Raw genomic sequence first — 25225 nt, forward strand, 5'->3', positions numbered from 1 at the left:
TGCTTAAAGCTAGCGCGCCTTCTTTTTGAAAGGGGATGAAAAGGGTGGATATTATTGCAGCTGCTTTGCCAATGTTATTAAAAGGGCTTCAAGTAACACTTTATATCTTTTTGATTGCTATAATAATAGGTTTTTTAATAGGGTTATTGATTGCTTTGCTGCGACTTGCACCTCTTAAGATTTTAAACTGGATTGCAAAGGCTTATGTAGACGCCATTCGAGGAACGCCATTTATTGTGCAATTGTTCTTTATTTATTTCGGTATAAATTCACTTCAGTTTATTTCCTTAAACAGTACGACAGCAGGAATCATTACGGTTGCGATCAATGCAGGGGCCTATTTTGCTGAAATTATAAGAGCGGGAATTCAATCTATTGATAAGGGACAAACGGAAGCGGCAAGATCGATTGGCTTTACTAGTGCGCAAACGATGCGCTTTATTGTGCTCCCGCAGGCTTTTAGAAGAATGCTCCCAACCATAACGAATCAATCAATCATTAGCTTAAAAGATACTTCGCTTTTATCGGTCATTGGTATTGCCGATTTAACACAACAAGGACAAATCCAGGCTTCAGCAACATTTGAAGCTTTTAAGATTTGGTTGGTTGTGGGTGTCATTTACTTCCTTGTCATTTACTTGTTAACACTTCTTGCTAATTTCGTAGAGAGGAGGTTTGAACTTCGATGAGCATGATTACAGTAAAAAACTTAAGAAAATCATTTGGAAGCCTAGAGGTTTTAAAGGATATTAATGCTGAAGTAAAGGAAAAAGAAGTTATTTGTGTCATCGGTCCTTCAGGTTCAGGTAAGAGTACATTCCTTCGCTGTCTCAATCGATTGGAAGAAATTTCGGGTGGTCAGGTAGTCATCAATGGCCATGATATAACGGACAAAAAGGTCGATCTTAACAAAGTAAGACAAGAGGTTGGAATGGTATTTCAACAATTTAATCTGTTCCCTCATAAAACCGTTTTAGAAAACATCACTTTGGGCCCAATTAAAATTCATTCTAAAGAGAAAACTGCAGCGGAAAAATTAGCGCTTGAGTTACTAGATAAAGTAGGACTAAGAGAAAAAGCAAATAGCTACCCAGGCGAACTTTCCGGCGGACAAAAGCAGCGGGTTGCGATAGCAAGGGCACTGGCAATGAATCCAAAAATTATGCTCTTTGATGAACCTACCTCTGCACTTGACCCAGAAATGGTCGGGGATGTATTAGAGGTTATGAAGCAGCTTGCAAAAGAAGGCATGACAATGGTTGTAGTTACACATGAAATGGGATTTGCCCGCGAAGTGGGAGATCGTGTTATTTTCATGGATGGAGGATATATTGTAGAGGAAAATGAACCAAATCAGTTATTCTCTAATCCACAGCATGAGCGAACAAAGGCTTTCTTAAGTAAGGTGCTATAAATATAGAAGGGTAATTTTAAAGAGGGAACCTTGAAGTGGAAAAACTTTCAAGGTTCTCTTTTTTTTACAAGAATTATATATTACGAAGGGTGTCAAGACCTCATTTAAGAAATATATAATGACAATATTGACAAAATTCTGAAAATAGCTCTATAATTAAGAAAACGTTTTACGAAAACGTTTTCTTAAATCTGAAAATGGGGTTTTTCTATGGCGATCACGATAAAGGACATTGCCAGGAAGGCGAATGTTTCTATTACCACAGTCTCCCGTGTGATTAATCAAAAGAGTGAGGGAATTGGGGAGTCTACCCGGAAAAAGGTTCTAGAAATTATTGAAGAGCTTGAGTATCGGCCCAATTCGATTGCTAGAAGTATGATTACGAAACAAACGAAGACCATCGGACTCATTATTCCGGATATTCGAAACCCTTTCTTCCCCGAGCTTGTTAGGGGGGTGGAGGATTTTGCCAACTTGCATGCCTATAATGTCTTTTTGTGTAATACCGATGGGGACCCAAAACGAGAGTTAGAGTATGTAAGTTTATTGAAGGAAAAAAATGTCGATGGCATCATTTTTACCTATTCTTGTGCCGAAAATATTCTACGACTAGAAGAAATCGTGATAGACCAGAACATTTCATTAGTACTGCTTGACCGTGGCGTTGAAGACCAGAAGTTTAGCAGTGTTTCAATTCATAACGAAAGTGCTGGCTATCTTGCGACAAAACATTTACTGGATATTTCTCATACCAAAATTGGATGCATAACGGGGCCAGCGCAATTTCCAAACTCGAAGGCGCGGTTGAATGGATATAAGAGGGCCCTCAAAGAAGCGGCTATTCCATTTAATCAAGACCTGATCCTAGCTGCAGATTACCAAATGGATGGCGGGTACCTGGCAGCCAAAACATTATTGGCGGAAAAAGACATTACCGCTATTTTTGCTTTTAACGATTTAATGGCCTTTGGTGTCTACCAGGCGGCAGAAGAGAAAGGGCTCACCATCCCAAATGACCTTTCAGTAGTGGGCTTTGACAATATTAAATATAACCAGTTATTACATCCAAAGTTAACAACCATTGAACAGTCCGTTTACGAAATGGGTGAAATCTCAGCCAAAATCTTATTGGAACAAATCACTCAAGGAGGTGATGTCAAAAACAAAACGTTGTATCTTGAACCAACACTAATTTTGCGAGAAAGTACCAAAAAACTTGAAAACTAGAAAAAGGAGAACCGACATGTCCAAACCCATTATTATTGATTGCGATCCTGGAATTGATGATGCACTTGCGATCCTCCTAGCCATCTCATCTGATGAACTGGATTTAAAACTCATTACCACTTGTGCAGGTAATCAAACGAGTGAAAAGATCACGACAAACGCCTTAAAGCTGGTCAGTTTTGTTGGTGAGGAAATTGAAGTGGCGAGGGGGGCGTTAGGACCGTTAATTCATGAATTGGTACTTGCGGATATTGCCCATGGGGAGTCAGGTTTTGGAGGAGTGGAGTTAGGCGCACCGCATTATTCCGTTAGTAGCCGCTCCGCACTGGAAGCGATGAAAGATACGATTCTCCATTCAACGGAAAAAGTGACCATTGTTGCTATTGGACCGCTTACCAATATAGCTTTATTGATTAAGTCATATCCGGAGGTCATGGGTAATATTGACCAGCTGTCGATTATGGGCGGGGCATGTGATGGCGGGAATCGTACTCCAGTAGCAGAATTCAATATTTATGTAGACCCGGATGCAGCAAAAATTGTTTTTGACTCAGGAATTCCGATTACGATGTTTGGCTTAGATGTGACCAATAAAATTCCAATGTATAAAGAAGATATTGATCGAATTCGCTATATTGGCAATAAAACAGGTCAAGCAGTTGCCAGCATGCTGGATTTTTATTTTCGTGATGGGCGTGCCGATGCCATGCATGACCCATGCGCCGTGGCTAATCTGATTGATCCTTCCCTTTTTACCTTTTCCCCTTGCAATGTCGAAATTGAGACAAAGGGTGAGTTCACAAGAGGGCAAACCGTAGTCGACAAGAAAGGGAGGACAGGTAAGCCAAAGAATGCAAATGTAGCATTTGATGTGGACCGCGAAAGAATCCTTGATTTAATCTACAATGCGATTGAAAAATTGAAATAATCCATTCTAGTAATGCAGCTAAGCCGATTCTATGTTCAATGTGATTGAAAATTGAAATTGTCTGTACTAGTTTAACAGATTTACCAATCAACTTAATCCTATGTTTTTACTAAAAATACTTTATCCAGGGGGAATTTAACTTATGAAAAAAGGTCTGAAGTATGATTTTACACTGATTGCCATTTTGCTGATTCCAATTGGGGTGGCGATTAATGTCGTCATTTCACAGCTTGTGCAAGTATTGCGTATCCCATTATATTTAGATGCCATAGGCACGATGTTAGTTGCGATGATTGCCGGCCCGTGGGTTGGGATGGTTACCGGTGGTCTTACGAACGTCATAAAATCCATATTTGCGCCAACTGAATTGCCTTTTGCGATTGTATCGATGGTAATTGGATTGACAGTTGGTTATTTTTCTATCAAAAAAATGTTTACGAGTGTTGGAAAAACTATCATTGCCGGTGTCATTTTAACCTTTATTGTCATTATTGTTAGTACACCGATTAGCGTTATCCTGTTTGGCGGTTCAACTGGAGACTCCTCTTCTGCGGTTAGAGCAATCTTCCTGGCTTCTGGACAAGGAATTTGGCAATCAGTGTTTTCCTCCAATCTTCTAGTTGAGAGCGTTGATAAAATTTTATCACTACTAGTTACGTATACGATTGTGAAAAAGATGTCTGACCGCTATTTGTCTAAGCATAATTACGGCTCCAACTTTTTAGATTCCTAGTTTATGATAATGAGAGGGTTTGCCATGAGGGAAAAATCCACCAATTTGCTTCTTAATCTTTATCCAACAACAAAATTTTTGATTTCGCTATTTATTATTATTTCTGTTTTTATTGTAAAAGGGTATTTGTATGGCTATTTAATGGTGCCTCTTTGCCTGCTGCTTGCCCTGTATGCGAGGGCTTTTAAAGAATTACTAAGCTTATTGATTAAGACTCTTCTAGTTTTGAGTACGTTTATATTTTTAATTCAGAGTTTCTTCTATCCGGGTGATACCATCCTATGGAGTTGGGGTTTCCTTTCGCTGAGGCAGGAAGGGATTGATTTCAGTTTACTACTGACATCTAGAATTGCTGCCATCGGGTCATCCTTACTGTTATTTTTCCGCATCACGTCTGTAAAGGATATTGTCTATTCGTTAGAACAGCTTGGTCTTCCATCAAAAGTAACCTACGTCGTCTTATCGACACTGACGATCATCCCTGAAATGAAGAAACTATCGATGACGATTATGGATGCCCAAAAAACGCGCGGGGTTGAAACAGAGGGCAATTTACGGGTACGGGCTAAAGCCTTTTTGCCTACGTTGACCCCACTTATTTTAACATCGGTCGCCAGTACCGAAGAACGGGCGATCACCTTAGAGGCACGGGCTTTCACAGCACCCGTCAAAAAAACAAGCCTCTACAGGATTGAAAAAACCACAAAGGACACTGTTGTAAGAATTCTATTACTCTTATTACTCATTGTCATCATTGTCTGGAGGGTTGCTTTATGAGTTTTATTCAACTAAGGAATGTATCCTACAAGTACCCGATTGGAAAACGCGATGTGTTAAAGGACATCAATGTAAATGTTGAAAAGGGCGGTTTTTACGCCTTAATTGGTGCCAATGGCAGCGGTAAAACGACTTTTTGCAACGTTTTACGCGGTTTTGTTCCTCATTTTTATAAAGGTGATTTACGCGGCGATGTGCTGATCGATGGGAAGGATATTCGTGAGTGGGATATGGGTGAGCTCGCCCAGAAAATAGGTTTTGTTTTTCAAAATCCCTTTACGCAGATCAGTGGAGTAAAGGACACCGTTTTTGAGGAGATTGCCTTTGGGTTGGAGAATTTAGGAGTAGCCGTGGAAGTGATTACCCAGAAGGTCGAGGAAGTAATCGGCCTTCTAGGGATTGAATATTTACGTGATAAAAATCCTCAGGAGCTCTCTGGCGGGCAAAAGCAACGGGTTGCCCTAGCGTCGATCATCGTCATGGAGCCAGAAATTTTAGTCATTGACGAACCAACTTCGCAGCTGGACCCTCAGGGAACGGAAGAAATTTTTAAAATAATAGAACTGATGAAGCATAAAGGAAAAACGATTATTTTAGCTGAGCACAAAATCGAATTAATCGCGGAAAAAGCGGATAAGATTCTTGTTTTTCAAGATGGTGAAGTGGTCATGCAAGGAACGACCGAAGAGATTCTTACGGATCAACGCGTGCAGGAATACGGTGCAGCACTGCCACAATATGCATTATTGGGTCTTGAAATGAAAAGGCAGAATTGGGAAGTGGATCGGATTCCACTGACGGAACAGCAGGCGATTACTACGGTAAAAGGATTAGTGGCAGCGAAGGGGGGACAAATATGTCATTCTTAACGCTGAATGATGTAAGCTTTCGTTACCCTAATGGATATAAAGCAGTGGAAAATGTGAGTATGTCGTTTGGTAAAGGCGAAGCTGTTGCAATTGTAGGGCAAAATGGGGCTGGAAAAACCACAACCGTTAAATTAATGAATGGATTATTAAAGCCGGAATCTGGCAATGTCATCATTGATGGCTGGAATTCAAAAGACTATACGACCGCGCAAATTTCGCGGAAAGTTGGGTATGTGTTTCAGAATCCGGACGATCAGATCTTTCACAGTGATGTGTATAGTGAAATTGAGTTTGCACCAAAGAGGATGGGATTATCACCTGAAAAGATCAAAGAAAATGTGATGAAGGCGGCTGAACTTGCGGGGGTTGTCCCCTACTTAAAGGAACATCCCTACAATTTGCCGTTTTCGATGCGGAAATTTGTGACCATCGCCTCCGTGCTAGCTATGGAGTCGAGTGTAATTATTCTGGATGAACCGACAGCTGGTCAGGATTTACTAGGGTTGGACAGATTAGGGTTGATGATTCGCACGTTAATGGCCGAAGGAAAAACTGTGATTACAATTACTCATGATATGGAATTCGTTGTGAATCATTTTGAACGAGTTATTGTCATGGCTAATCGCAGGAAGATTTCAGAAGGGAATAAGCGGGACATCTTTTGGAATTTTGATGTGTTAGAAGAAAGCATGCTCAAGCAGCCGCATATTAGCCGTGTCAGCCGATCACTGCAATTAGAAGAGAAGGTCTTGTCAATCGATGAGATAATGAATCATTTACGATATGTGAATAATTGGTAGAATAAAGCTTGAGGTGGGATCATTGAAGAAAATACTTGTCATTGGGAGCTTGAATATGGATTTAGTTGCCCATGTTCCACATCTCCCACATCCTGGAGAAACAATTAGCAGTACAAAATTTCAACAAAATCCTGGCGGGAAAGGGGCAAATCAAGCTGTTGCTGCTGCGAAACTAGGAGGAAATGTCGCCATGATTGGACGAGTTGGAGCTGATGATCATGGTAAGGTGCTATTAAATAATTTGAAGCAAGCCGGTGTCGATGTTACTGAAATACAGCAAGAAGGCACGACAGGAATGGCTTTTATTAATGTAAGCCAAGACGGAGAAAATCATATTGTCTTAGTCCCTGGAGCGAATCATCAGGTAAGTTGTGCGGATATCGACGATTGCATTCAATTGATTCAAGAGAGTGATTTTATCATCATGCAGCTGGAAATTCCACTTGATGTAGTTGAATACGTCTTGAATATTGCGGCTGAACATCAAAATGAAGTAATTTTAAATCCGGCACCCGGTCGGCAGTTACCTGCAAAAATGCTTCGAATGGTGCATACCTTAATACCGAATGAAACAGAACTGCAGCAGCTGACAGGTATGTCCACGGCAACAATCGAAGAAATTGTTGAAGCTGCTCTTTTCCTAAAATCGTTAGGCTTAGCTAGAATCATCGTTACCATGGGGGACAAGGGTTCCTATTTACTTAACGACGACCTTCAAGTCCATATACCGGCAGTGGAAGTGATTCCGGTTGACACAACAGCAGCAGGAGATTCGTATATTGCCGCCTTTGCCGTCGGATTAACAAAGGGAATGAGCGACTTGGAGTCAGCAGAGTTTGCTACAAAAGTCTCAGCCATCGTCACCACAAGGGAAGGTGCCCAGCCATCATTGCCAACACTAGCAGAAATTGTATAAGGGAAGAAGGGGGACGGTTCTTGTGCTTCCTTTTGGAGCAGAGTCTGTCACACCCAGCGAAAGTGTTACCAGAGCCAAGCATCACGCTTGGCTCTGTGGCACCTAGTCTAGTCTCTCCTAGGCAGGATTCAAAGTGAATCCTGCCTTTTCAATATATTGAAAAGGATATTTAGCAAAAATTCTAAACATTTATTACGTAATATTCAAAAAGAAGCAAAATTATGTATATTCTTTTTTACTATAGCTTTTAGGAGGGCAACAGGATGGGTTTCTTTGATATCACCCATATGGACGATTTTAGCCGCGTTGGTAACGAAAAATGTTATTATTTCAATATTTTTAGGAACTTTTCCGGTAAGGTGAAAAAATTTGGGGAAGTTTTCGATATTTATTTATTAGGAATGCAAAGAATGATGACCGTTGCAGCTATTCTTGTACTAGTTTGATTATTTGGAAGGGGAATGAATTCTGTAGAGGAATTGGCCTCCGCGAGTACCGAATAGGATTTATTTACCTATATATGTTAATATTAAACTGAGACCTTTTTTGGATAAAGGGCATTTCTTCCTTTTTATTGGGAATGCCGTAATGCCAATATTTCAGCAGGTCTTATTTTTTTATAAGGAGGAATTTAAAAATGAAAAGGTTTTCAAAAATTTATAAAAGGTTTAATCCAAGTCTGGGGGTTATCTACTATGAACCATAGTATACAGCAAAATAAGGAAGACTTTGTACAACAATTGGTTTATATAGATGAAAATATCAAGGAACTAACGAATCTTTATATTTCATCAACAGCGGTGCAGGAACGAATAAAGCACTTTTTCAATTTATACACGCTAGAGGTAGAGGACCTGCTAGAAAAGAATAAAAGAAATAGGACGATTTCTTCTTTTTCAAAGGTGTATATTGGAACGAAGGTCACTGTATGGTATGAAGAAGATAATGAAGCTGAGGATTATATCATTTGTTTACCGGAACAATCCGACCCTGATTCCGGGTTTATTTCTTTTTTATCTCCTGTAGGCAAGCAGCTTTTGCTTAGGGGGATTGGAGAAAAGCTGGCGCTAAAAATTCCAACTGGGGAGCTTTCCGTGATGATTAAGGAAATTACCTATGTTGGAACCAATTTAACTAGCCAGCAGCACACAAAAGAAGCATGAAAAACCTCTGTATGAGATTGAATGAATATGGGACGCTTCGTCGTTTGCCACTTCGTGATAAAATTGAAAAAAGGCTCGCCAAATGATCATGGCGAGTCTTTTACATGTTTGACTATGTCATTCTGCTGCCTCGGCTTCGGCTTTCGTTTTATGAACGGTTCCATGAGGATGCTCTGGCGGGGCATATATGGAATAAAGCCTCAGTGGAATACTCCCGGTATTGGTCACATTATGCCATGTTCCGGCTGGTACCATGATTGAAAAATTGTCAGAAACGTTTTTTTCAAAGTTTAATTGATTTTTATCTTTCCCCATTTGGACTCGTCCTTGACCTTGTTCAATACGTAAGAATTGGTCAACATCAGGGTGTATCTCTAAACCGATATCTCCTCCAACATCGATACTCATCAACGTAACTTGTAAATGCTGCCCAGTCCATAAAGCAGTGCGAAACGTATTGTTTTGTGTTGTTGCTGTTTCGATATTAACGACGTACGGTTCTGGTCCGTGGTCTTTTGACACACGATTTTCCCTGCTGTTAAACGATTGTATATCGCTCAATCGTTTCGCATGTTCTAATTCATCCGTGGAAGCACGCAAAAACACATCCTGAACAGGTGGATTTTGGGATAGCAAAAAGCCCTTTTTATATTCTTCATAATCTGCTAATTTGGCTTCGTAAGCCTTTCGCACCCCTTCTTGAAAATTATGAATAGGAATTTTTTCGGTTTGGTACACCGGATGCATTCCTGTTGCCATGTAATAAAGATTGCTTAATTGTTGAAAGTGTGCTTTTTCATCTTCTAAAACCTGAAGAATTTCATTCTTCTGCTTTTGATCCGGTGCCATTTTGGCTAAAGTGCTGTAAAATTCAATGGCGGATACTTCTTTTTCTATTCTAGCCAGGATTGTTTTATATAGCTTTTGGGGGTTCCCTTGATTTCGCATAAAGTTTGAGTTATCTATTGGTGTGTTGATATAGTATGGATATTGGTACCATAAAGGATTATGATACATTCTCCTCATTCCTTCCCTTCACAATAATTCAAAGTTATCATATGCCTCATGTGGGGCGGGGTGCTTCAACTTATCTGAAACATGATGATAAAAAATAAATCATTTAAGTTGTGTGACTAAAAATGCTAGAATAAATTTAAGAGTTATCATAGGTGAATGGGCGCTCGATTTGACAAAATAAACTATATTAAGAATAGAACAGGAGCAAGTAAAATGTTAAGAGTTGTTGCGAAAGGTAAACTGAAATCAGATGTTCAGAAGGAAGAGTATATAAAGATTGCGAGAGAGCTTGTAACGGAAACCAATAAAGAAGAAGGCTGTATCTCTTACGTTCTTCATGAGGATATCAATGATCCAACCATCGTTACTATGATTGAAGAATGGGTAGATGAAGAAGCACTTGATCTACATAATAGAAGCGAACATGTAAGAACAATTGTTCCAGAACTAAGAAAACTTAGAGAAAGTACAGAAATCAATCTTTATCGAGAAATTAAGTAAATGGCGAATACTATGTGATAAGCCGAGGTGTCAGCGGCTTATTGCATAGTATTTTTTGTTGTGGCATACTGAATAATGCTTATGTAAATGGCATGGTTATAGGAGGTTTAACTATGGATAATAATGATATAGTGATTCGAGTAAGATATGCGCTGGATATTAAGGATACCGATATGGTTGAGATATTTGAACTTGGCGGTGTGGAAGTCACAAAGGAAGAGATACAAAAAATACTTACAAAATCACCTGACAGTTATGAGGAAGAACTATATTCCGACCAAATAAAAGTGAATAACGTGATGTTGGACTCTTTTTTTAATGGCTTTATCGTTTTTAAAAGAGGAAAGCAAGATCCAAAACCTGGGCAGCCTGATACACCCGCAGCGCCTGTAAAGAAAAGTGGAAATATGAATAATACATTATTAAAAAAGCTGAAAATTGCACTGCAATTAACCAGTGAGGAAATGCTCGATATATTTGAAAAGGCCGGACTCACGATTACAAAAGGAGAATTAAGTGCCTTTTTAAGAAAAGAAGGCCATAAAAATTACAAAGAGTGTTTAGATAAATACGCTCGAAACTTTTTAAAAGGGCTGGCAATACACTATAGAGGATGAATCAAAAGGCGCTATTTCCATTAGCGCTTTTTATTATGTTTGCAATAGGGGGATTTGTATCATTCTAAAAAAAATACAACAGAGCTAAATATCGTACAAGTGAGATTTGAATTACAAGTGATATATTCTTAATATAAATTACTGTAAACGATTCCAATAGTAAATCTATTCTAACAACTCTTAATTAAACAGAATGATAGTTTCTGAAAATAGATAAAGAGAGGGGAAATAAAGATGAAAAAGGTGAGACTGGGAATTATTGGTGTAGGAGCACAAGGCAGCAACTATAGCCGATTTATTTCAGAGGGAATGGTCAAGAACTTGGAGATTGGGGCATTTTGTGACATTGACCCAGCGAAAAAGGAATATTGTGCAGAAAAATTTCCGGAAGTACCTTTCTATAATAACTATATTGAAATGCTAGAGAGTGGTAATGTGGACGCCGTTGTTACTACGGTACCACATTACCTGCACCCTGAGATTGGAATTGAAGCGTTAAAGAGAGATGTTCACGTATTGGTAGAAAAACCGGCGGGAGTTTATACCAAACAAGTAAAAGAATTAAACGACTTTGCTGCAACCAAGCCTAAATTAACCTTTGCTGTTTTCTTTAATCAACGCACAAACCCACTTTATAAAAAAGTAAAAGAGTTAATTGATAATGGAGAAATCGGAAATATCCGCCGAACCAATTGGCTGATTACAACCTGGTGGAGACCACAAGGATATTATGATATGGGTGCATGGAGAGCCACATGGGGCGGCGAAGGCGGCGGTGTACTTGTCAACCAAGCACCACATCAAATTGATTTACTTCAATGGATCTGCGGAATGCCTAAGAAGGTTTATTCCAACCTAAAATACGGATATCAAAGAAACATCCCAGTCGAGGATGAAGTAACCGCCATACTCGATTATGGAAACGGCGCAACTGGAGTATTTATTACTTGTACACATGATGTTTTAGGAACAGACCGTTTCGAAATTTTAGGAGATAAAGGGAAAATTATCGTCGACAATAGCAGGAAAATTACGATTAAGCGTCTTTATAAGTCAGAACCAGAAATGAGCGCTACGTTAGGCTGGGGGGATATAAAGAAACTTACAAGTGGTGAGGGCCCTTCAAAAATATACAGTGAAGAAGTCATTGAATTCCAAAGTGTATGGGGTCAGCAGCATATCAATATTTTAGAAAACTTCGCAGCTAATATTTTGGATGGCACTGAATTGGTAGCACCAGGAAGTGACGGAATCCATGGGGTGGCATTAGCCAACGCAATCCACCTTTCAAGCTGGCTGGGGAAAGAAGTAGAATTACCGCTTGATGAGGATTTATTCTTAGCTGAATTAAATAAAAAGATTGAAGAAGAAAATAGCGTTACGGTACAAAACTAAGGAGGTACAGCTAAAGTGAAAAAGGGTAAATTTGCAGTACAGATGATGATGGTGAAAGGCAAGGTTGCTGAACACGGTGTCTATGAAACCATGAGACAGATTCACGAGCTTGGCTATCGCGCCGTCGAAGTATCTCAAATTCCAATGACAGCAGAAAATGTTGCTGAATTTAAACGAGCAGCGGAGGACTTCGATATTAAAATTGCTGCACTTTCCGCTGCTATCGATCCAAAGCCAGGCAGTAATGCTGATAATCTAACCGAGCATTTCCAAAAGATTGTCGATGATTGCAAAGCGCTTGATTGTAACTACCTGCGTATGGGAATGATTCCATTAGATATTTTGGGAGACAAAGATAAAATCCTGAACTTTGTAGAAAAAGTAGAATTAATGTCAGAAAGATTAGCTGAATATGGTATTCAATTCTATTTCCACAATCATGCTGTTGAGTTCCAAAAATATGATGGTGAATTATTATTAGATATCATTAAAAACAACTCTTCAAAACTTGGTTTTGAGATCGATGTCCATTGGGTGGCACGGGCAGGCGTAAACCCTGTAGAACTTCTTAAGAAGTACACAGGAAGAATTGGCTTGCTGCACCTAAAAGATTACCGTATCGGTGTTGTAGATTTGAATGGTGTAAGTGATCGTGCAACATATGTACAAAGAGTGCATAACAACGTTGAATTTGCAGAATTAGGTGAAGGTACACTAAATATAAAAGAAATCATAGAAGCGGGATTAGCGTATGGGTCTGAATACTTTATTGTTGAACAAGATGACACATACGGCAGGGACCCTTATGAGTCTCTGAAAATTTCTGCCAACCATTTAAGAGAACTAGGTTACGCTGATTGGTTTTAATTTTTTTAGGATCAACTAGCGATAGAATACAATATAAATTCTATCGCTAGTAAGATCGTGATAAAGGAGTGAACATGGATGGAAGATACGAATGTCGTTTTAGACAAGAATGTAATTCAACACGAAACACCGACAAAAGTAAGCAAGATTACTTCAACTCTCCGCCATCTTAAGAAATACCAGATGTTGTATATCATTGCCATTCCAGGAATCTTGTATTTTCTAATCTTTAAATACATTCCTTTAGTTGGTTCCATTATTGCCTTTAAAGATTACAACATTTTCAAAGGTGTCTTCGCCAGTGAATGGGTGGGACTGAAACACTTTAAAACATTATTTGAGAATCCGGAATCCATGAGGATACTAAAAAACACTCTGTTATTAAGCTTTTACGATATGCTCATGTTCCCAGCTCCTCTAATTCTTGCTCTCTTATTGAATGAGCTGCGGCTTCAACTTTACAAAAAGATTGTTCAAACCGTTATTTACATGCCGCACTTTCTGTCATGGGTAATCATCAGTGGGATTTTTATTGGGATCTTGTCTCCAACAACGGGGATTGTAAACCAAGTAATTGTATGGTTAGGAAAGGAGCCAATCTACTTTTTAGGCTCAGAGAACTTTATTCGTCCGATCTTAATTCTTGCGCAACTATGGCAAAGTGTTGGGTGGGGAACCATTATTTACTTAGCGGCATTAACAGCCATCAATCCAGAATTATATGAGGCAGCAAAGGTAGACGGTGCAAACCGCTGGAAGCAAACGCTGCACGTTACGATTCCTGCCATCATGCCTACATTCACTGTACTGTTCTTATTACAAATTGGTAATTTCTTAGACTTCGGTTTTGAAAGGGTTTACGTTTTCTTAAATCCATTAAACTCAGTAAATGGAGAGGTACTAGATACCTATATCTTTAAAGCAGGTTTACAACAAGCACAGTATAGCTTCACAACGGCTATCGGATTGTTAAAATCCGTGGTTGGATTAATTCTGCTTATGATCGCAAACTTCTTAAGTAAACGCTTTACCGGGAACAGTTTGTACTAAAAGGAGGGACAAGCATGAAACAAAAACAAAGTCTCGGCGGAAAAATATTTACAAGTTTTAATGTTGTTTTTATCACCTTACTTTCCCTAAGTATGCTGCTCCCATTCTTGCATATTATTGCAAAATCATTTAGTTCAGCAGAAGCTCTTACAAATGGAAAAGTATTCTTCTGGCCAGTTGAGTTTACAATTAATAACTTTGAATATGTAATGCAAGATGCCTCGATTTGGAGAGCTTTTGGGGTATCTGTACTGGTTACAGTAGGTGGTACGCTGTTAAACCTAATTGCAACCGCTTCATTAGCGTACCCAACCTCAAGACCTGAGTTTAAGGGGAAAAAGTTTGTTCTATTAATGGTATTATTTACAATGATTTTCTCTGTCCCATTAATTCCTTCTTTTCTAGTCATTAAAAGCTTTGGAATGATTGATACGTTATGGGCGCTTGTAATACCAGGATTAATTAGTGCATTTAACTTCTTTATCATGAGATCATTCTTCATGAATATCCCAAGTACGCTTATTGACGCGGCTCGAGTAGATGGTTTGGGAGAACTTGGAATTCTCTTTAAAATTATTTTACCGCTATCCAAGCCTGCTTTAGCGACATTAGGTATTTTTTATGGTGTTGGTCATTGGAACAGCTATCAAAGTGCGATTTACTTTATCAATGATCCAAGACTATACCCGCTTCAGGTAAAACTAAGGCAAATGATTGTTTCAAATGAGATGGTTGATACAGAGGCGAACTTGACATCAATGGCCTTGAGCTCACCAGAGGGAATTCAGATGGCAACGATTATCTTTGCAACGCTGCCTATCCTTTTAGTCTATCCATTCTTGCAAAAGTATTTTGTGAAAGGCTCCATGTTGGGTTCTGTAAAAGAATAATCATTTTTAAAATGGCTATTCTTTTCTAACTATATTAAATAAAAATTTTAGGGGGAAAAAGAATGAAACAGAGAAAACGGAGCAATAAGTTCTTAGCATTCATCCTTGCGATTATTACAGCTATAATCATTGCCGGCTGTAGTTCAGGCAATACAAGCAGTGAAGAGAAACAAGATGATGATAAGAAAAAAGTTACCGACGAAAAAGTAGCATTTTCTATGGCTATCCGTACACTTGCAATACCGCATGTAGAGAATTCTCCAAACATCAATGAAGATCCATATGTTAAAAAGATTGAAGAATTTACAAATACAGATATTGACATTCAGTTATTGCCACACAATGATTATAAGACAAAAATGGACTTAATGTTTGCATCAGGTGATATTCCGGATGTTGTCCAAGGTATGGGTAAATACACGAATTCAGGTCAGTCATTGGTACAAGCCGTTGAAGCAGGAGTATTCTTGCCACTTGATGATTTAATTGATGAATATGGACCAAATTTGAAGAAGTTCATTCCAAAAGAAGTATGGGAAACTCAGAGATTTACGGATGGAAAAATTTATGCTATTCCACAAATTTTGAGTAATCCTTCTCGTAGAGCAACATTTATTCGGAAAGATTTACTAGAAAAAGCAGGTTTAGAGGTACCAAAAACTGTTGAAGAAACGCTGGAAGTATTGCGTGCATTTAAAGAAATGGGTGTAGACCAGCCATTTGTAGCAAGAAAAGGCTTAAGTTATTCTGATACATTCTTTGGAGCATACGATGTACAACCACTAATGGAATTAAATAAAGATGGAGATCCAGTTCCTAAGTATCTTGATTCCGTAAATATGAAAAAAGCCATTCAAACGTATAAAACAATGTACGATGAAGGGTTAATCCACAAGGAATTCTTAACGCAAGAATCAAATCAATACAAAGATATCATCCAGTCTGGTAAGGGCGGTATGTTCTCAGCAAATGCCAATGTCCTTAATTCTTGGAATAAAGTCTTACAGGCAAATGTACCTGATGCAGAACTTGCAATTATCCCTTCTCCTGTGGGTACAGAAGGAACGAATGGTGGATATGTTATCTATGATCCAGCTTTTAGAAACTACTTTATCAATGCAGAAACAAAGAATCCAGAACGTATTATTCAATTCTTAGATTGGATGGTAACCGAAGAAGCTACAGAATTCTTCACTTTTGGAATTGAAGGTGAAGATTATACAAAAGAGAACGGTAAAATCAACTACAAACAAGCAGTTGCACCAGATGAAGTGAACAAAGAAGCATTCCGTACAGGCTGGTTATGGTTAACAGGTGATGCAGCATATACAGAAGGCCTATTAAAAACAACACCTGAAGGACAAGCACTTTTAGACACGTATGAGAATGTTCTTGCTAAAGAAGGAAATGGCGGAATTACGTTTGAACCACCTTTGACAACTTTTACAGGTAAACCAGATATGGAAGATAAAAATGCAGATGGACACTCTGAATTCCTTCACGGACATATCGTGAAAATGATTACTGGAGCTGAACCTGTAAATGATTGGGATAAGGTATTAGAGGAATGGAAAAAGCTGGGCGGCGAACAATACCTTAAAGATGCAAAAGCACAATATAAAGAAGGCAAATACTACGAAACATCTAGAAAGTAATATGCTTTTAAACCAGCCTTTAGCAGTAAAGGCTGGTTTTTAAAAAGGCTGTTTCCGTAACGGTTTCTCCGCTTTCAAACTAAATAGTAACATTATCAAAAAAATAGAAAAATTAGGACGATTACTTGAAATGAGAGATATAATGATGTTATAAGGTAGCTATTTCGTTTAATAAACAAACAAACATATTGGCATGCAGGGGGCGATTACTATTTCTATAACAATCAACATATTAATCATTGATGATGAGCCGATTGTCCGTAAAGGAATTAGTTATCTATTAAGTCATACAGAGTTAGAAGATGTTAAGATTGACATTCTTGAGGCGGATAGCGGTCTGATTGCCAATCAATTATTTGAAGAACAAGAGTTTGATATCGTATTTACGGATATTAATATGCCCGTAATGGATGGTTTAACGCTCATTGAAAAGTGGAGTAAAAAGATGACCAGGACTCAGTGGGTAATCCTCTCGGGGTATGATGAGTTTAGCTATGCCCAGAAGGCGATAACGCTGGGTGTAAAAGAATATCTTTTGAAACCGGTTACTAAGAAGATGGCGCAAGAAACACTAGTACGTCTCATTGATAAGTATCGAAAACCGAGTGAACATTTCCTTAATATGAATGAGTTGGAGAATTTAATAGATACCCTGGAGGGGGCTATCTGGACACTTAATGAAGATATAGTCAAAATCTCTCTGTCATCATGGGGTGAAATCCTCGTTAGTAAGGAAATGGAAGTTAGTTATTTTTACAATACGTTAAATAATATTCTATCCAATCTTATTAAACGTGTGAATAAAAGAGGAAATATCGTACTGGATGAGCATGCAGGAAACATTAATGGAACAAATATAGCTGCACTAATAGACAGCTTTCAGCAAAACTGTATTGAGTTAATTGAACGAATACGGAGACAGCGTAAAGGCCAAGTGCTTGATCCAATTGAGTTTGCAAAGAAATATATATCAGAAAATCTGAGTGAAAAAATAACTTTAGACGATGTCGCAGATAAATTAGGGCTAAACTCTGCCTATTTTAGTCACCTTTTTAAAAAGGAAACAGGGACCAGTTTTGTTGAATATCGTATGCATTTGCGGATGGAACAAGCCTTGAAGCTTATGGATTCTAGTAATATGAAGATCACCGAAATCGCTAATAGCCTTGGGTATGAAGATCTTTCACATTTTACGAAAACGTTTAAAAAGTATACCGGATTATCTCCTTCAAAATATATTTCATCGCTGGAGATGAATTAATGAAGTTCTGGTTTCTTCGTTTAAACTTATTTCACAGATTGCTTATTTATTTTTCAGTGATTATTCTATCTTCCTTGGTATTAGTCTCTGTTACGACCTATAGTAAAGCTTCAATTACAATCGAGAATCAAGTATCTGTATATTTGGAGCAAATCGTCAATAACGTAAATCTTCAAATCGATGAATATTTAAAAAACTATGAACGGGCGACACTGCCGCTGATTACCAGCCAAGATGTGCGGAAATTCCTTGATAGAGATACTTTATCAAGTTACGAAAGCTATCTAGAATATTCCCAAATTAAGGATGGTATGAATGGCATTATAACGGAAAGGCCTGAAATCGAACAAATTTATCTAATGAGTGAAAATGGAAAGTACATCATGTCAAATGAACCTAGAGGCGTATTTCCGGTAAAGGAATTTTACCAAGATTTAAATAAACGGACACCGAATGATGGGAAAATTCTTATCTACCCAAGAATCAATAATAATAGATTGGTTATTACCATGGCCCGGAAAATCCGCGGGGCAAAAACGTTTGAGCCTAAAGGTATTATTGCCGTGGACTTAAAACCTTCTTATCTAACAAGGTCATGGGGAGAAATTAAGTTAGCTGAGAATAGTTTCTTTATGATTGTCGGGGACGAAGGACAAATTATTTATCATCCGGATGATGAATATATGGGAACAAAAGTTAAGGAATCTATAAAGAATAAGCTGGCAAATAAATCTGTAAACAATTTCTATGACGAATGGAAACATGAAAGGGTTTTCTTTCATTTTAATACTTCTTCCTATACTGGTTGGAAGGTTGTTCTCGCTGTACCGCGGGTAACCTTATTTGAACCGATTGCGGTTGTACGCACAACGGTGTTGATTTCTGGTGCGATCGCCATCATCATGGCATTATTCTTTGCACAGCATTTCATTTGGAAAATTGTTAAACCCATCCGTATGATTGAAAGAACCATGAAGAACGTGGAGAGAGGTAATTGGGAATTAGCACCTGAACCAAGTGGAAATGATGAAATAAGCAGCTTAGTTCAAAATTACAATAAAATGGTGAAGCGATTAGCCTCTCTGATTGATCAAGTTTATAAAGCAGAGCTTGAAAATCAAAAAGGTCAAATTATGTTACAGAAGAGAGAGTTAGAAAAACAAAAGGTTGAGTTTCAAGCTCTACAGGCTCAAATCAATCCTCACTTTTTATACAATACGTTAGGAACCATCAACTCCTTTGCGATATTAAGAGAAGAAGAAGAGATTTCCGAAATGACAGAAGCACTTGCAAATATGTTTCGTTATTCACTTCAAAACCTTGAGGTTGTTAAGATTGAAGATGAGTTACAACATGTAAAAGACTTCTTAATCATTCAGGAACACAGGTGGCAAAAAAAGATTCCCTTATCGATTGAGATAGACAATCAGTTATTACGTGCAGAAATCGTAAAGCTAAGTTTACAGCCATTAGTCGAAAATGCAATGGAACATGGCTTTCAACCAGTGACGGATCAATCTGAAATTATCATTAGAGGAGAAGTAGAAGGCGATATTTTATTTCTTTCCGTTGGGGATAATGGTATTGGAATGAACCCTGGTAGATTACTAGAGCTTAGAACTAAATTGGAAGATGAACAATTACATCCAAACACCAATCATGGTATTGGTTTATTAAATGTGGCAAAAAGAACGAAACTGTTATTTGGCAATGACTATGGAATTGAGATTTTTAGCGAACAAAATAAGGGAACCACGATTCGAATGGCTGTTCCCTACCATATGAAAGGATGAGATTAATGACTGAACAATTGAATTGGGTAGATGGGGCATGGTCAACGATCAAGAATAAGCTAGAGAAAACTTCTGAAAAAATTGGCGCAAATTTCCCACATGCGAGTGAGAATGGGGAATATGTCTTTGAAAGACCCAATTGGTGGACAGCAGCATTTTGGCCTGGGCTTCTGTGGCAGGTTTATCAGGAATCTAAAGATGAAAAACTAAAAGCAATCGCGGAAGAGTGCGAAGTAAAGTTAGATGAAGTGATAAAGTACTTTTACACCATGCATCATGATGTTGGTTTTATGTGGAAGTTAACTAGTGTTGCAAGATATAAACTACTAGGTGATGAAGAGTCAAAGAAGAGAGCATTACTGATAGCTCACATTTTGATGGGAAGATTTAATGCTAACGGAAACTACATTCAAGCCTGGAACAATTGGGGAGAGGGCGATGATAAATCAGGCTGGTCCATTATTGACACAATGATGAATCTGCCCCTTTTGTATTGGGCTTCCGAAGAGACAAAAAATCCAAGATTTAAAGCAGTGGCCATGAAACATGCGGACACGGTTCTATCCCATTTTATTCGCGAAGATGGAGCAGTTCACCATATTGTTGAGTTTGACTCAGAAACTGGAGAATGTGTTGGTCATATTGCAGGACAAGGTCATTCTCCATTTTCTGCCTGGGCAAGAGGAGCTGCATGGGCATTGTATGGAATGACACTTTGTTATCACTTTACAGGGGAAGATCGATACTTACAGGCAGCTAAAAAGGTGGCACATTTCTTTATCGCCAATCTGCCAGAGGATTATGTACCTGTATGGGATTTCCGAATTCCTGAAGACGTTACAGCTTACAGAGATTCATCCGCCGGGGCCATTGCTGCAAGCGGGCTGCTCTTATTAGCTGAAAAGGCAGATCCAATTGAATCCAAGCTTTATCGAACAGCTGGTGAAAATATCCTTCATTCTCTTTATAAGAACTACGGGGCCTGGGAAGACCCATCCCAGGATGGAATGATTTTACATGGAGTAAGTCATTATCATAATGGAAAATACGTAGATAATCCGCTTATTTATGGTGACTTTTATTTTGTTGAAGGCATTGCTAGATTAAAAGGTTTTGAGGCAATGTCACAATAGAGGTTTTAAATAAAGATAGGCAGCCAACTGGCTGCCTATCTTATTGCCTTTAGATCATTTCTGAAGGTGATGTTAAATAAGGCTGTTGATATGCGCTCTAGTGACCAGTGAAAGTAAAATAAGCGGAGACTTTCCGGTTAAATGCAGAATGGAGCCTATTTCGGGGTAAATAAGGGGAGGTTTTCCGGTTATGCAAAGAAAAATCCTCCATTTTCACGTTTTTCGAGTCAATAGGCGGAATTTCTCCGTCTATTAAAGCTATTTTTTCTAGTAATTACAAATTAAGCGGATTTTCTCCGTTTATTATGATTCTTAAAATTAATAAAATCAACAATAACCTGACACAGCCTTTCTGAGTTGTAATAAAAAACCAGTAAAAATATTACACAATCAACACAAAATTATCCCTCTTGCAAATTTTTAATAGGAATTATAATGAGTGGTATGAAAATTCTGATTAATTCCTTCTATCCTCATCTAGAATCTACCTCCATCTCCAGAATCTCTAATCTCAACAACTGTCAAAGGAAAGTAAGAGTTTTGTTTGTCCTCGATTTTAAGGAGGTGAGTTTATTTTAGACTTGTAAAGAGTGGATCCACTTTTATTACCTAATAATGAATGCGTTTACACTAAAGGGAGTGAATACATGAAGATTTTGTCCAAAAGGACCATATCCATCCTGCTTGTTTTTTGTTTGATTCAATCTTTGTTTATGCCAGTGATGGGAACTAGTACGGCCGCTGAAGAAGGGCCGATAAATTTGGCTCTAGGGAAAACAGTAAATTTACAAAAGAGTTCACACTGTTCTGGCTGCGGATTGGCTGCGACTAATGCAGTTGATGGTAGTAGCACCACATATTGGTCGGTAACAGACGCAGATGTCACGGATAATCATAATTCTTGGATAGAAATTGATTTAGGAGAAGAGACTCAAGTAAATGAAGTAGTATTAAAAGGGTTAAATACCTCTTTTATTGTTTCCTACCAAATATCTTATAAGAATGCGTCAAGTTCTTCGTGGGTAGAAGTAGCGACAAAAGGTCAGGAATTAACAACGAAAGAAACAGCCGGTTTTGACTCGGTCCTAGCACGATACATCAAAGTCAGCTTAGATATTATTAGTTCAGCAACTGGAAGGCAGGGGCAAAACATCTTATCTGAGATAGAAGTTTACAACCGCCAAATCGACCCATCATTAAGTCCATTATCTTCCTTGGCAGTAGTAAGCAATAACCAAACAGTTGGTGCAAATGGGCTGGAAATCACTCCTGGGGATACCAAATCTATAGCGGTTATCGGTACATTGGCAAACGGAAGTTTAGTAGATGTAACAGAAGAAGCTGCTTTCCAAAGTAGTGCACCTGACGTTGTTACCGTAGATGAAACAGGACTAATGACAGCTAAGGGAGAGGGCACAGCAGCAGTGGATATCACTGTAACGAAAAATGATGTAACAAAAACGTATCGTTTATGGGTCGATGTTTTTGGTCCAGATACGGATAAAGCTCAAATAAATATCGCTTACAAGAAGGATGTAACTGTCAGTTCCTTCTGTGGCAGTAGCTGTGGGGGAACAGTTGGCCCCAATGCAGTCGATGGAGATGAAAGTACTTATTGGAGAGCATTGAGCGGAGATTTTAGGGACGATGGACAACATTGGTTATCCATTGACCTTGGAAGAGAGCTAACCTTTAATAAGTCACAAATCCTCTTCAATCTAGATGCCGTCGAAAAATATGAATTGTTCTATTCAAATGATAATAAAAATTGGTCATCATTTTATGAAAATCGTTTGGTTGTTGCAAAACAGGAACAAGCCAATTTTGAAAAAATAACAGCCCGCTATCTGAAGGTAAACGTCCATGCTAAGAAAGCATCCGTTCCTTTAATTTACGAATTGAAGATTTTTGACACAGATGAAGCTCCAGTGGCGCCAGCCAAAAACCCTTTAAAAGGAGTATATCTATTCGATGAATTAATAGATAAGTATGAAAAAGATTCAGATATTGATATGACAAAAGGTGATACCAAAACAGTTAATATTGAAGGCAATCTATATGATGGAGGAAAACTCTCTGATCAAGAGGCAAACATTGAGTTTACTAGCAGCCGGCCAGAGGTAGCAACAGTGGATGAGAATGGTACCATTACTGCTGTAGCAGGCGGCGTGACTGTCCTCACTGGAAAGACAACAGTTGAAGGAATTACCCAAAGCACCAGTGTATTTGTTGATGTAGATGATCCGGAAGCACGGATTGTCGATACGTCATTGATTCATCCGGAATTACCAACCCAAATTGGACAGCCTGCAATCCTTTCGCCAGGAGGAGAATATCCTGAAGTAAAGGTGAATGCTCACCGTGATGGAAAGATTCGTGGAAGGGTTGTTAACGAAGACAATGAAGTTGTCCATAAGTTTAAACTGCTTCATATTTCTAAAGGTGATGAGTATACACTTAGTATTCCTGGAACCCTCAATGAAGGAAAGTATGAAATACAGCTGGAAATTCAATTGGATGAAGGTAAAAGAGTGTATGATTCATTGCATTTCCGTGTTATGAATATGGAACAATTCCCAGAAGATCAAAGTAAAATGGCGTTTTTAAACGAGAAAGGAAAACTTGAATATTCTTCTGATTTTAGAGGAAACCAGATCATGGACTACTCTAACAGCGGCTATATGGGCGGCGGTATCAGTATCCCGGTTGTTCAGGAGCAAGTAGTGGTTGTACCTGTAGAAGGGGATGATACAGAAAATATCCAACAAGCAATTGATTATGTCTCAAATCTGCCACTTCAGTCAAATGGTTTCCGAGGAGCAGTTGTCCTAAAGAAGGGAACCTATGAAATTGAAGGAACATTAAAAATTAACAGCAGTGGTGTGGTCCTTCGCGGCAGTGGAGAGGGAGAAGAAGACACCATCTTCTATGCGACTGGTAAGACAGTAAGGAATATTTTAGAGGTAGGCGATAAAACTGCTTCCCCAACATTACTTGAAGAAACCAAAACTGCTGTTACAGATTTGTATGTTCCAGTTGGAAGTCGCAGCTTCCATGTCGAAAATGCATCCTCCTTTAAAGTTGGCGATACAATCATGATTCGCCGTTATGGAAACAGCAGCTGGATCCATGACATTAATATGGACCGAATTCCAGACCGGGGAACGACCGTGCAATGGGAGCCATTTACACTAGATTTTGACCGTGTTATTACAGCTATAAAAGGCAATACCATCACCATTGATGCTCCAGTCTCCAATGCCATTGAACGTGAATATGGGGGCGGAGAGGTTTACAAATATGATGATTCTATTCGATTAAATAATGTCGGGGTCGAAGATTTAAGAGTGGAAGTTGAATTTGACAAATCTGTAACAGCTAAACATGATAATGGTACTGAATACTATTCAGATGAAGAAAAAGCATCGACCTTTCTAACCTTTGAATATACGAAAAATGCTTGGATGAGAAATGTAACAGGTCTGTATTTGACGAAGAGTTTAGTCAATGTGGGCAGATATTCAAAATGGGTGACCATTCAAGATTCGACCAACAAAGATATGGTGAGTATCATAACAGGATCTAGAAGGTATCCGTTTAATTATGTGGGGCAGCTGACCCTAACACAAAGAGTCCATTCAGAAACAGCCAGACATGGGTTTATTTTCGATAAACATATGGCTGGACCAAATGCCATTTTAGATTCAGTCGATGTGAATTCCTTTGCTCGAAGCGAGCCCCATCAACGCTGGGCAACAGGAGGTTTATTTGACAACGTGGAAGGAAAAGCAAATGTCATGGACCGCGCTTATTATGGTACCGGGCATGGCTGGGCTGGAGCGAACTATGTGTTCTGGAACCATACGGGCGAATTAGCAGTACAAAGCCCTCCGACAGCACAAAACTATGCTATCGGGCTAATTGGTAAAAGACAGCCTGGTGATTTTGAAACAGAAGGCGCATCCATTAGGGAAGATGGTTACTGGGAAGCAGAAGGACGCCATGTTGCCCCTCGAAGCCTTTATTTACAACAGCTTAAAGACAGACTCGGCAGCCAGGCTGTAGAGAATATTCAACAAAACTAAAATCTAGTATACTAAAAACTTTAAGCGTGAATTCCACTGTGAATTCACGCTTCTTTTTATTGATAAAATGTCCTCAATCCTGGGGATATTGAGGACAAAACTAACTGGTGCAGGGAAGGGATTAGTCTCAATCA

The 25225-nt window shown here is 38.7% G+C and carries 23 protein-coding genes; 22 read left to right on the plus strand and 1 reads right to left on the minus strand.

Annotated features, from left to right (window positions below; translation table 11 throughout):
• Positions 1-44: 44 nt before the first annotated feature.
• The 11 genes from V7108_RS03110 (at position 45) to V7108_RS03160 (ending at position 8827) form a co-directional block, all read left to right on the plus strand.
• A complete protein-coding gene (locus tag V7108_RS03110) occupies positions 45-689 on the plus strand; it encodes an amino acid ABC transporter permease (protein ID WP_335518303.1) in 645 nt (214 codons plus the stop codon).
• Positions 686-1414 carry an amino acid ABC transporter ATP-binding protein gene (locus V7108_RS03115; RefSeq protein ID WP_335518300.1) on the plus strand — a complete coding sequence of 243 codons (729 nt, stop codon included), beginning with the start codon at positions 686-688 and terminating at the stop codon, positions 1412-1414. Before V7108_RS03110 ends, V7108_RS03115 begins: the two co-directional genes overlap by 4 nt.
• A 210-nt stretch (positions 1415-1624) precedes the next feature.
• A complete protein-coding gene (locus V7108_RS03120; protein WP_335518297.1) occupies positions 1625-2641 on the plus strand; it encodes a LacI family DNA-binding transcriptional regulator in 1017 nt (338 codons plus the stop codon).
• Between the two features lie 16 nt (positions 2642-2657).
• Positions 2658-3569, plus strand: a complete 912-nt coding sequence (locus V7108_RS03125) for a nucleoside hydrolase (protein WP_335518294.1) — start codon at positions 2658-2660, stop codon at positions 3567-3569.
• Between the two features lie 142 nt (positions 3570-3711).
• Complete coding sequence (locus V7108_RS03130) at positions 3712-4302, plus strand: ECF transporter S component (protein ID WP_335518291.1); 591 nt, start codon at positions 3712-3714, stop codon at positions 4300-4302.
• A gap of 24 nt (positions 4303-4326) precedes the next feature.
• Positions 4327-5079 (plus strand): energy-coupling factor transporter transmembrane component T, encoded by a 753-nt coding sequence (locus V7108_RS03135; protein ID WP_335518288.1) that lies wholly within the window; start codon positions 4327-4329, stop codon positions 5077-5079.
• Positions 5076-5948, plus strand: a complete 873-nt coding sequence (locus V7108_RS03140) for an energy-coupling factor ABC transporter ATP-binding protein (RefSeq protein WP_335518284.1) — start codon at positions 5076-5078, stop codon at positions 5946-5948. Before V7108_RS03135 ends, V7108_RS03140 begins: the two co-directional genes overlap by 4 nt.
• Positions 5936-6748 carry an energy-coupling factor ABC transporter ATP-binding protein gene (locus tag V7108_RS03145; RefSeq protein WP_335518281.1) on the plus strand — a complete coding sequence of 271 codons (813 nt, stop codon included), beginning with the start codon at positions 5936-5938 and terminating at the stop codon, positions 6746-6748. Before V7108_RS03140 ends, V7108_RS03145 begins: the two co-directional genes overlap by 13 nt.
• 22 nt (positions 6749-6770) lie before the next feature.
• Positions 6771-7664, plus strand: coding sequence for a ribokinase (gene rbsK, locus V7108_RS03150; RefSeq protein WP_335518278.1), 894 nt, complete (start codon positions 6771-6773; stop codon positions 7662-7664).
• Positions 7665-7927: 263 nt separating this feature from the next.
• Complete coding sequence (locus V7108_RS03155; RefSeq protein ID WP_335518275.1) at positions 7928-8110, plus strand: hypothetical protein; 183 nt, start codon at positions 7928-7930, stop codon at positions 8108-8110.
• Positions 8111-8359: 249 nt separating this feature from the next.
• A complete protein-coding gene (locus V7108_RS03160; RefSeq protein WP_335567342.1) occupies positions 8360-8827 on the plus strand; it encodes a GreA/GreB family elongation factor in 468 nt (155 codons plus the stop codon).
• A gap of 117 nt (positions 8828-8944) precedes the next feature.
• Here V7108_RS03160 and V7108_RS03165 read toward each other — a convergent pair whose 3' ends face one another.
• Positions 8945-9853, minus strand: a complete 909-nt coding sequence (locus V7108_RS03165) for a cupin domain-containing protein (protein WP_335516005.1) — start codon at positions 9851-9853, stop codon at positions 8945-8947.
• 204 nt (positions 9854-10057) lie between these two features.
• Between V7108_RS03165 and V7108_RS03170 the strand changes: the two genes are divergently transcribed.
• The 11 genes from V7108_RS03170 (at position 10058) to V7108_RS03220 (ending at position 25091) form a co-directional block, all read left to right on the plus strand.
• On the plus strand, positions 10058-10345 hold the full coding sequence (locus V7108_RS03170) for a putative quinol monooxygenase (RefSeq protein ID WP_335516008.1): 288 nt from the start codon (positions 10058-10060) through the stop codon (positions 10343-10345).
• A 113-nt stretch (positions 10346-10458) separates the two neighbouring features.
• A complete protein-coding gene (locus V7108_RS03175) occupies positions 10459-10962 on the plus strand; it encodes a DUF1456 family protein (RefSeq protein WP_335516011.1) in 504 nt (167 codons plus the stop codon).
• Between the two features lie 234 nt (positions 10963-11196).
• The gene (locus V7108_RS03180) at positions 11197-12357 is read left to right on the plus strand and encodes a Gfo/Idh/MocA family protein (RefSeq protein WP_335516013.1); all 1161 of its coding nucleotides are present in this window, start codon (positions 11197-11199) and stop codon (positions 12355-12357) included.
• A gap of 15 nt (positions 12358-12372) precedes the next feature.
• Positions 12373-13224, plus strand: coding sequence for a sugar phosphate isomerase/epimerase family protein (locus V7108_RS03185; RefSeq protein WP_335567343.1), 852 nt, complete (start codon positions 12373-12375; stop codon positions 13222-13224).
• A gap of 78 nt (positions 13225-13302) precedes the next feature.
• Positions 13303-14274 (plus strand): ABC transporter permease, encoded by a 972-nt coding sequence (locus V7108_RS03190; RefSeq protein WP_335516019.1) that lies wholly within the window; start codon positions 13303-13305, stop codon positions 14272-14274.
• Positions 14275-14288: 14 nt separating this feature from the next.
• Entirely contained in the window at positions 14289-15164 is an 876-nt protein-coding gene (locus V7108_RS03195; RefSeq protein WP_335516021.1) for a carbohydrate ABC transporter permease, read from the plus strand.
• 62 nt (positions 15165-15226) lie between these two features.
• Complete coding sequence (locus V7108_RS03200; protein WP_335516022.1) at positions 15227-16819, plus strand: extracellular solute-binding protein; 1593 nt, start codon at positions 15227-15229, stop codon at positions 16817-16819.
• A 193-nt stretch (positions 16820-17012) separates the two neighbouring features.
• On the plus strand, positions 17013-18080 hold the full coding sequence (locus tag V7108_RS03205; protein WP_335516025.1) for a response regulator transcription factor: 1068 nt from the start codon (positions 17013-17015) through the stop codon (positions 18078-18080).
• Positions 18080-19873 (plus strand): sensor histidine kinase, encoded by a 1794-nt coding sequence (locus V7108_RS03210; protein WP_335516028.1) that lies wholly within the window; start codon positions 18080-18082, stop codon positions 19871-19873. Before V7108_RS03205 ends, V7108_RS03210 begins: the two co-directional genes overlap by 1 nt.
• 5 nt (positions 19874-19878) lie before the next feature.
• Positions 19879-21006, plus strand: a complete 1128-nt coding sequence (locus V7108_RS03215; protein ID WP_335516030.1) for a glycoside hydrolase family 88 protein — start codon at positions 19879-19881, stop codon at positions 21004-21006.
• Positions 21007-21653: 647 nt separating this feature from the next.
• Positions 21654-25091 carry a discoidin domain-containing protein gene (locus tag V7108_RS03220; protein ID WP_335567344.1) on the plus strand — a complete coding sequence of 1146 codons (3438 nt, stop codon included), beginning with the start codon at positions 21654-21656 and terminating at the stop codon, positions 25089-25091.
• The last annotated feature ends 134 nt before the right edge of the window (positions 25092-25225 follow it).

Source organism: Neobacillus vireti, assembly GCF_036962345.1.
Lineage (GTDB): Bacteria > Bacillota > Bacilli > Bacillales > Cytobacillaceae > Neobacillus > Neobacillus vireti_A.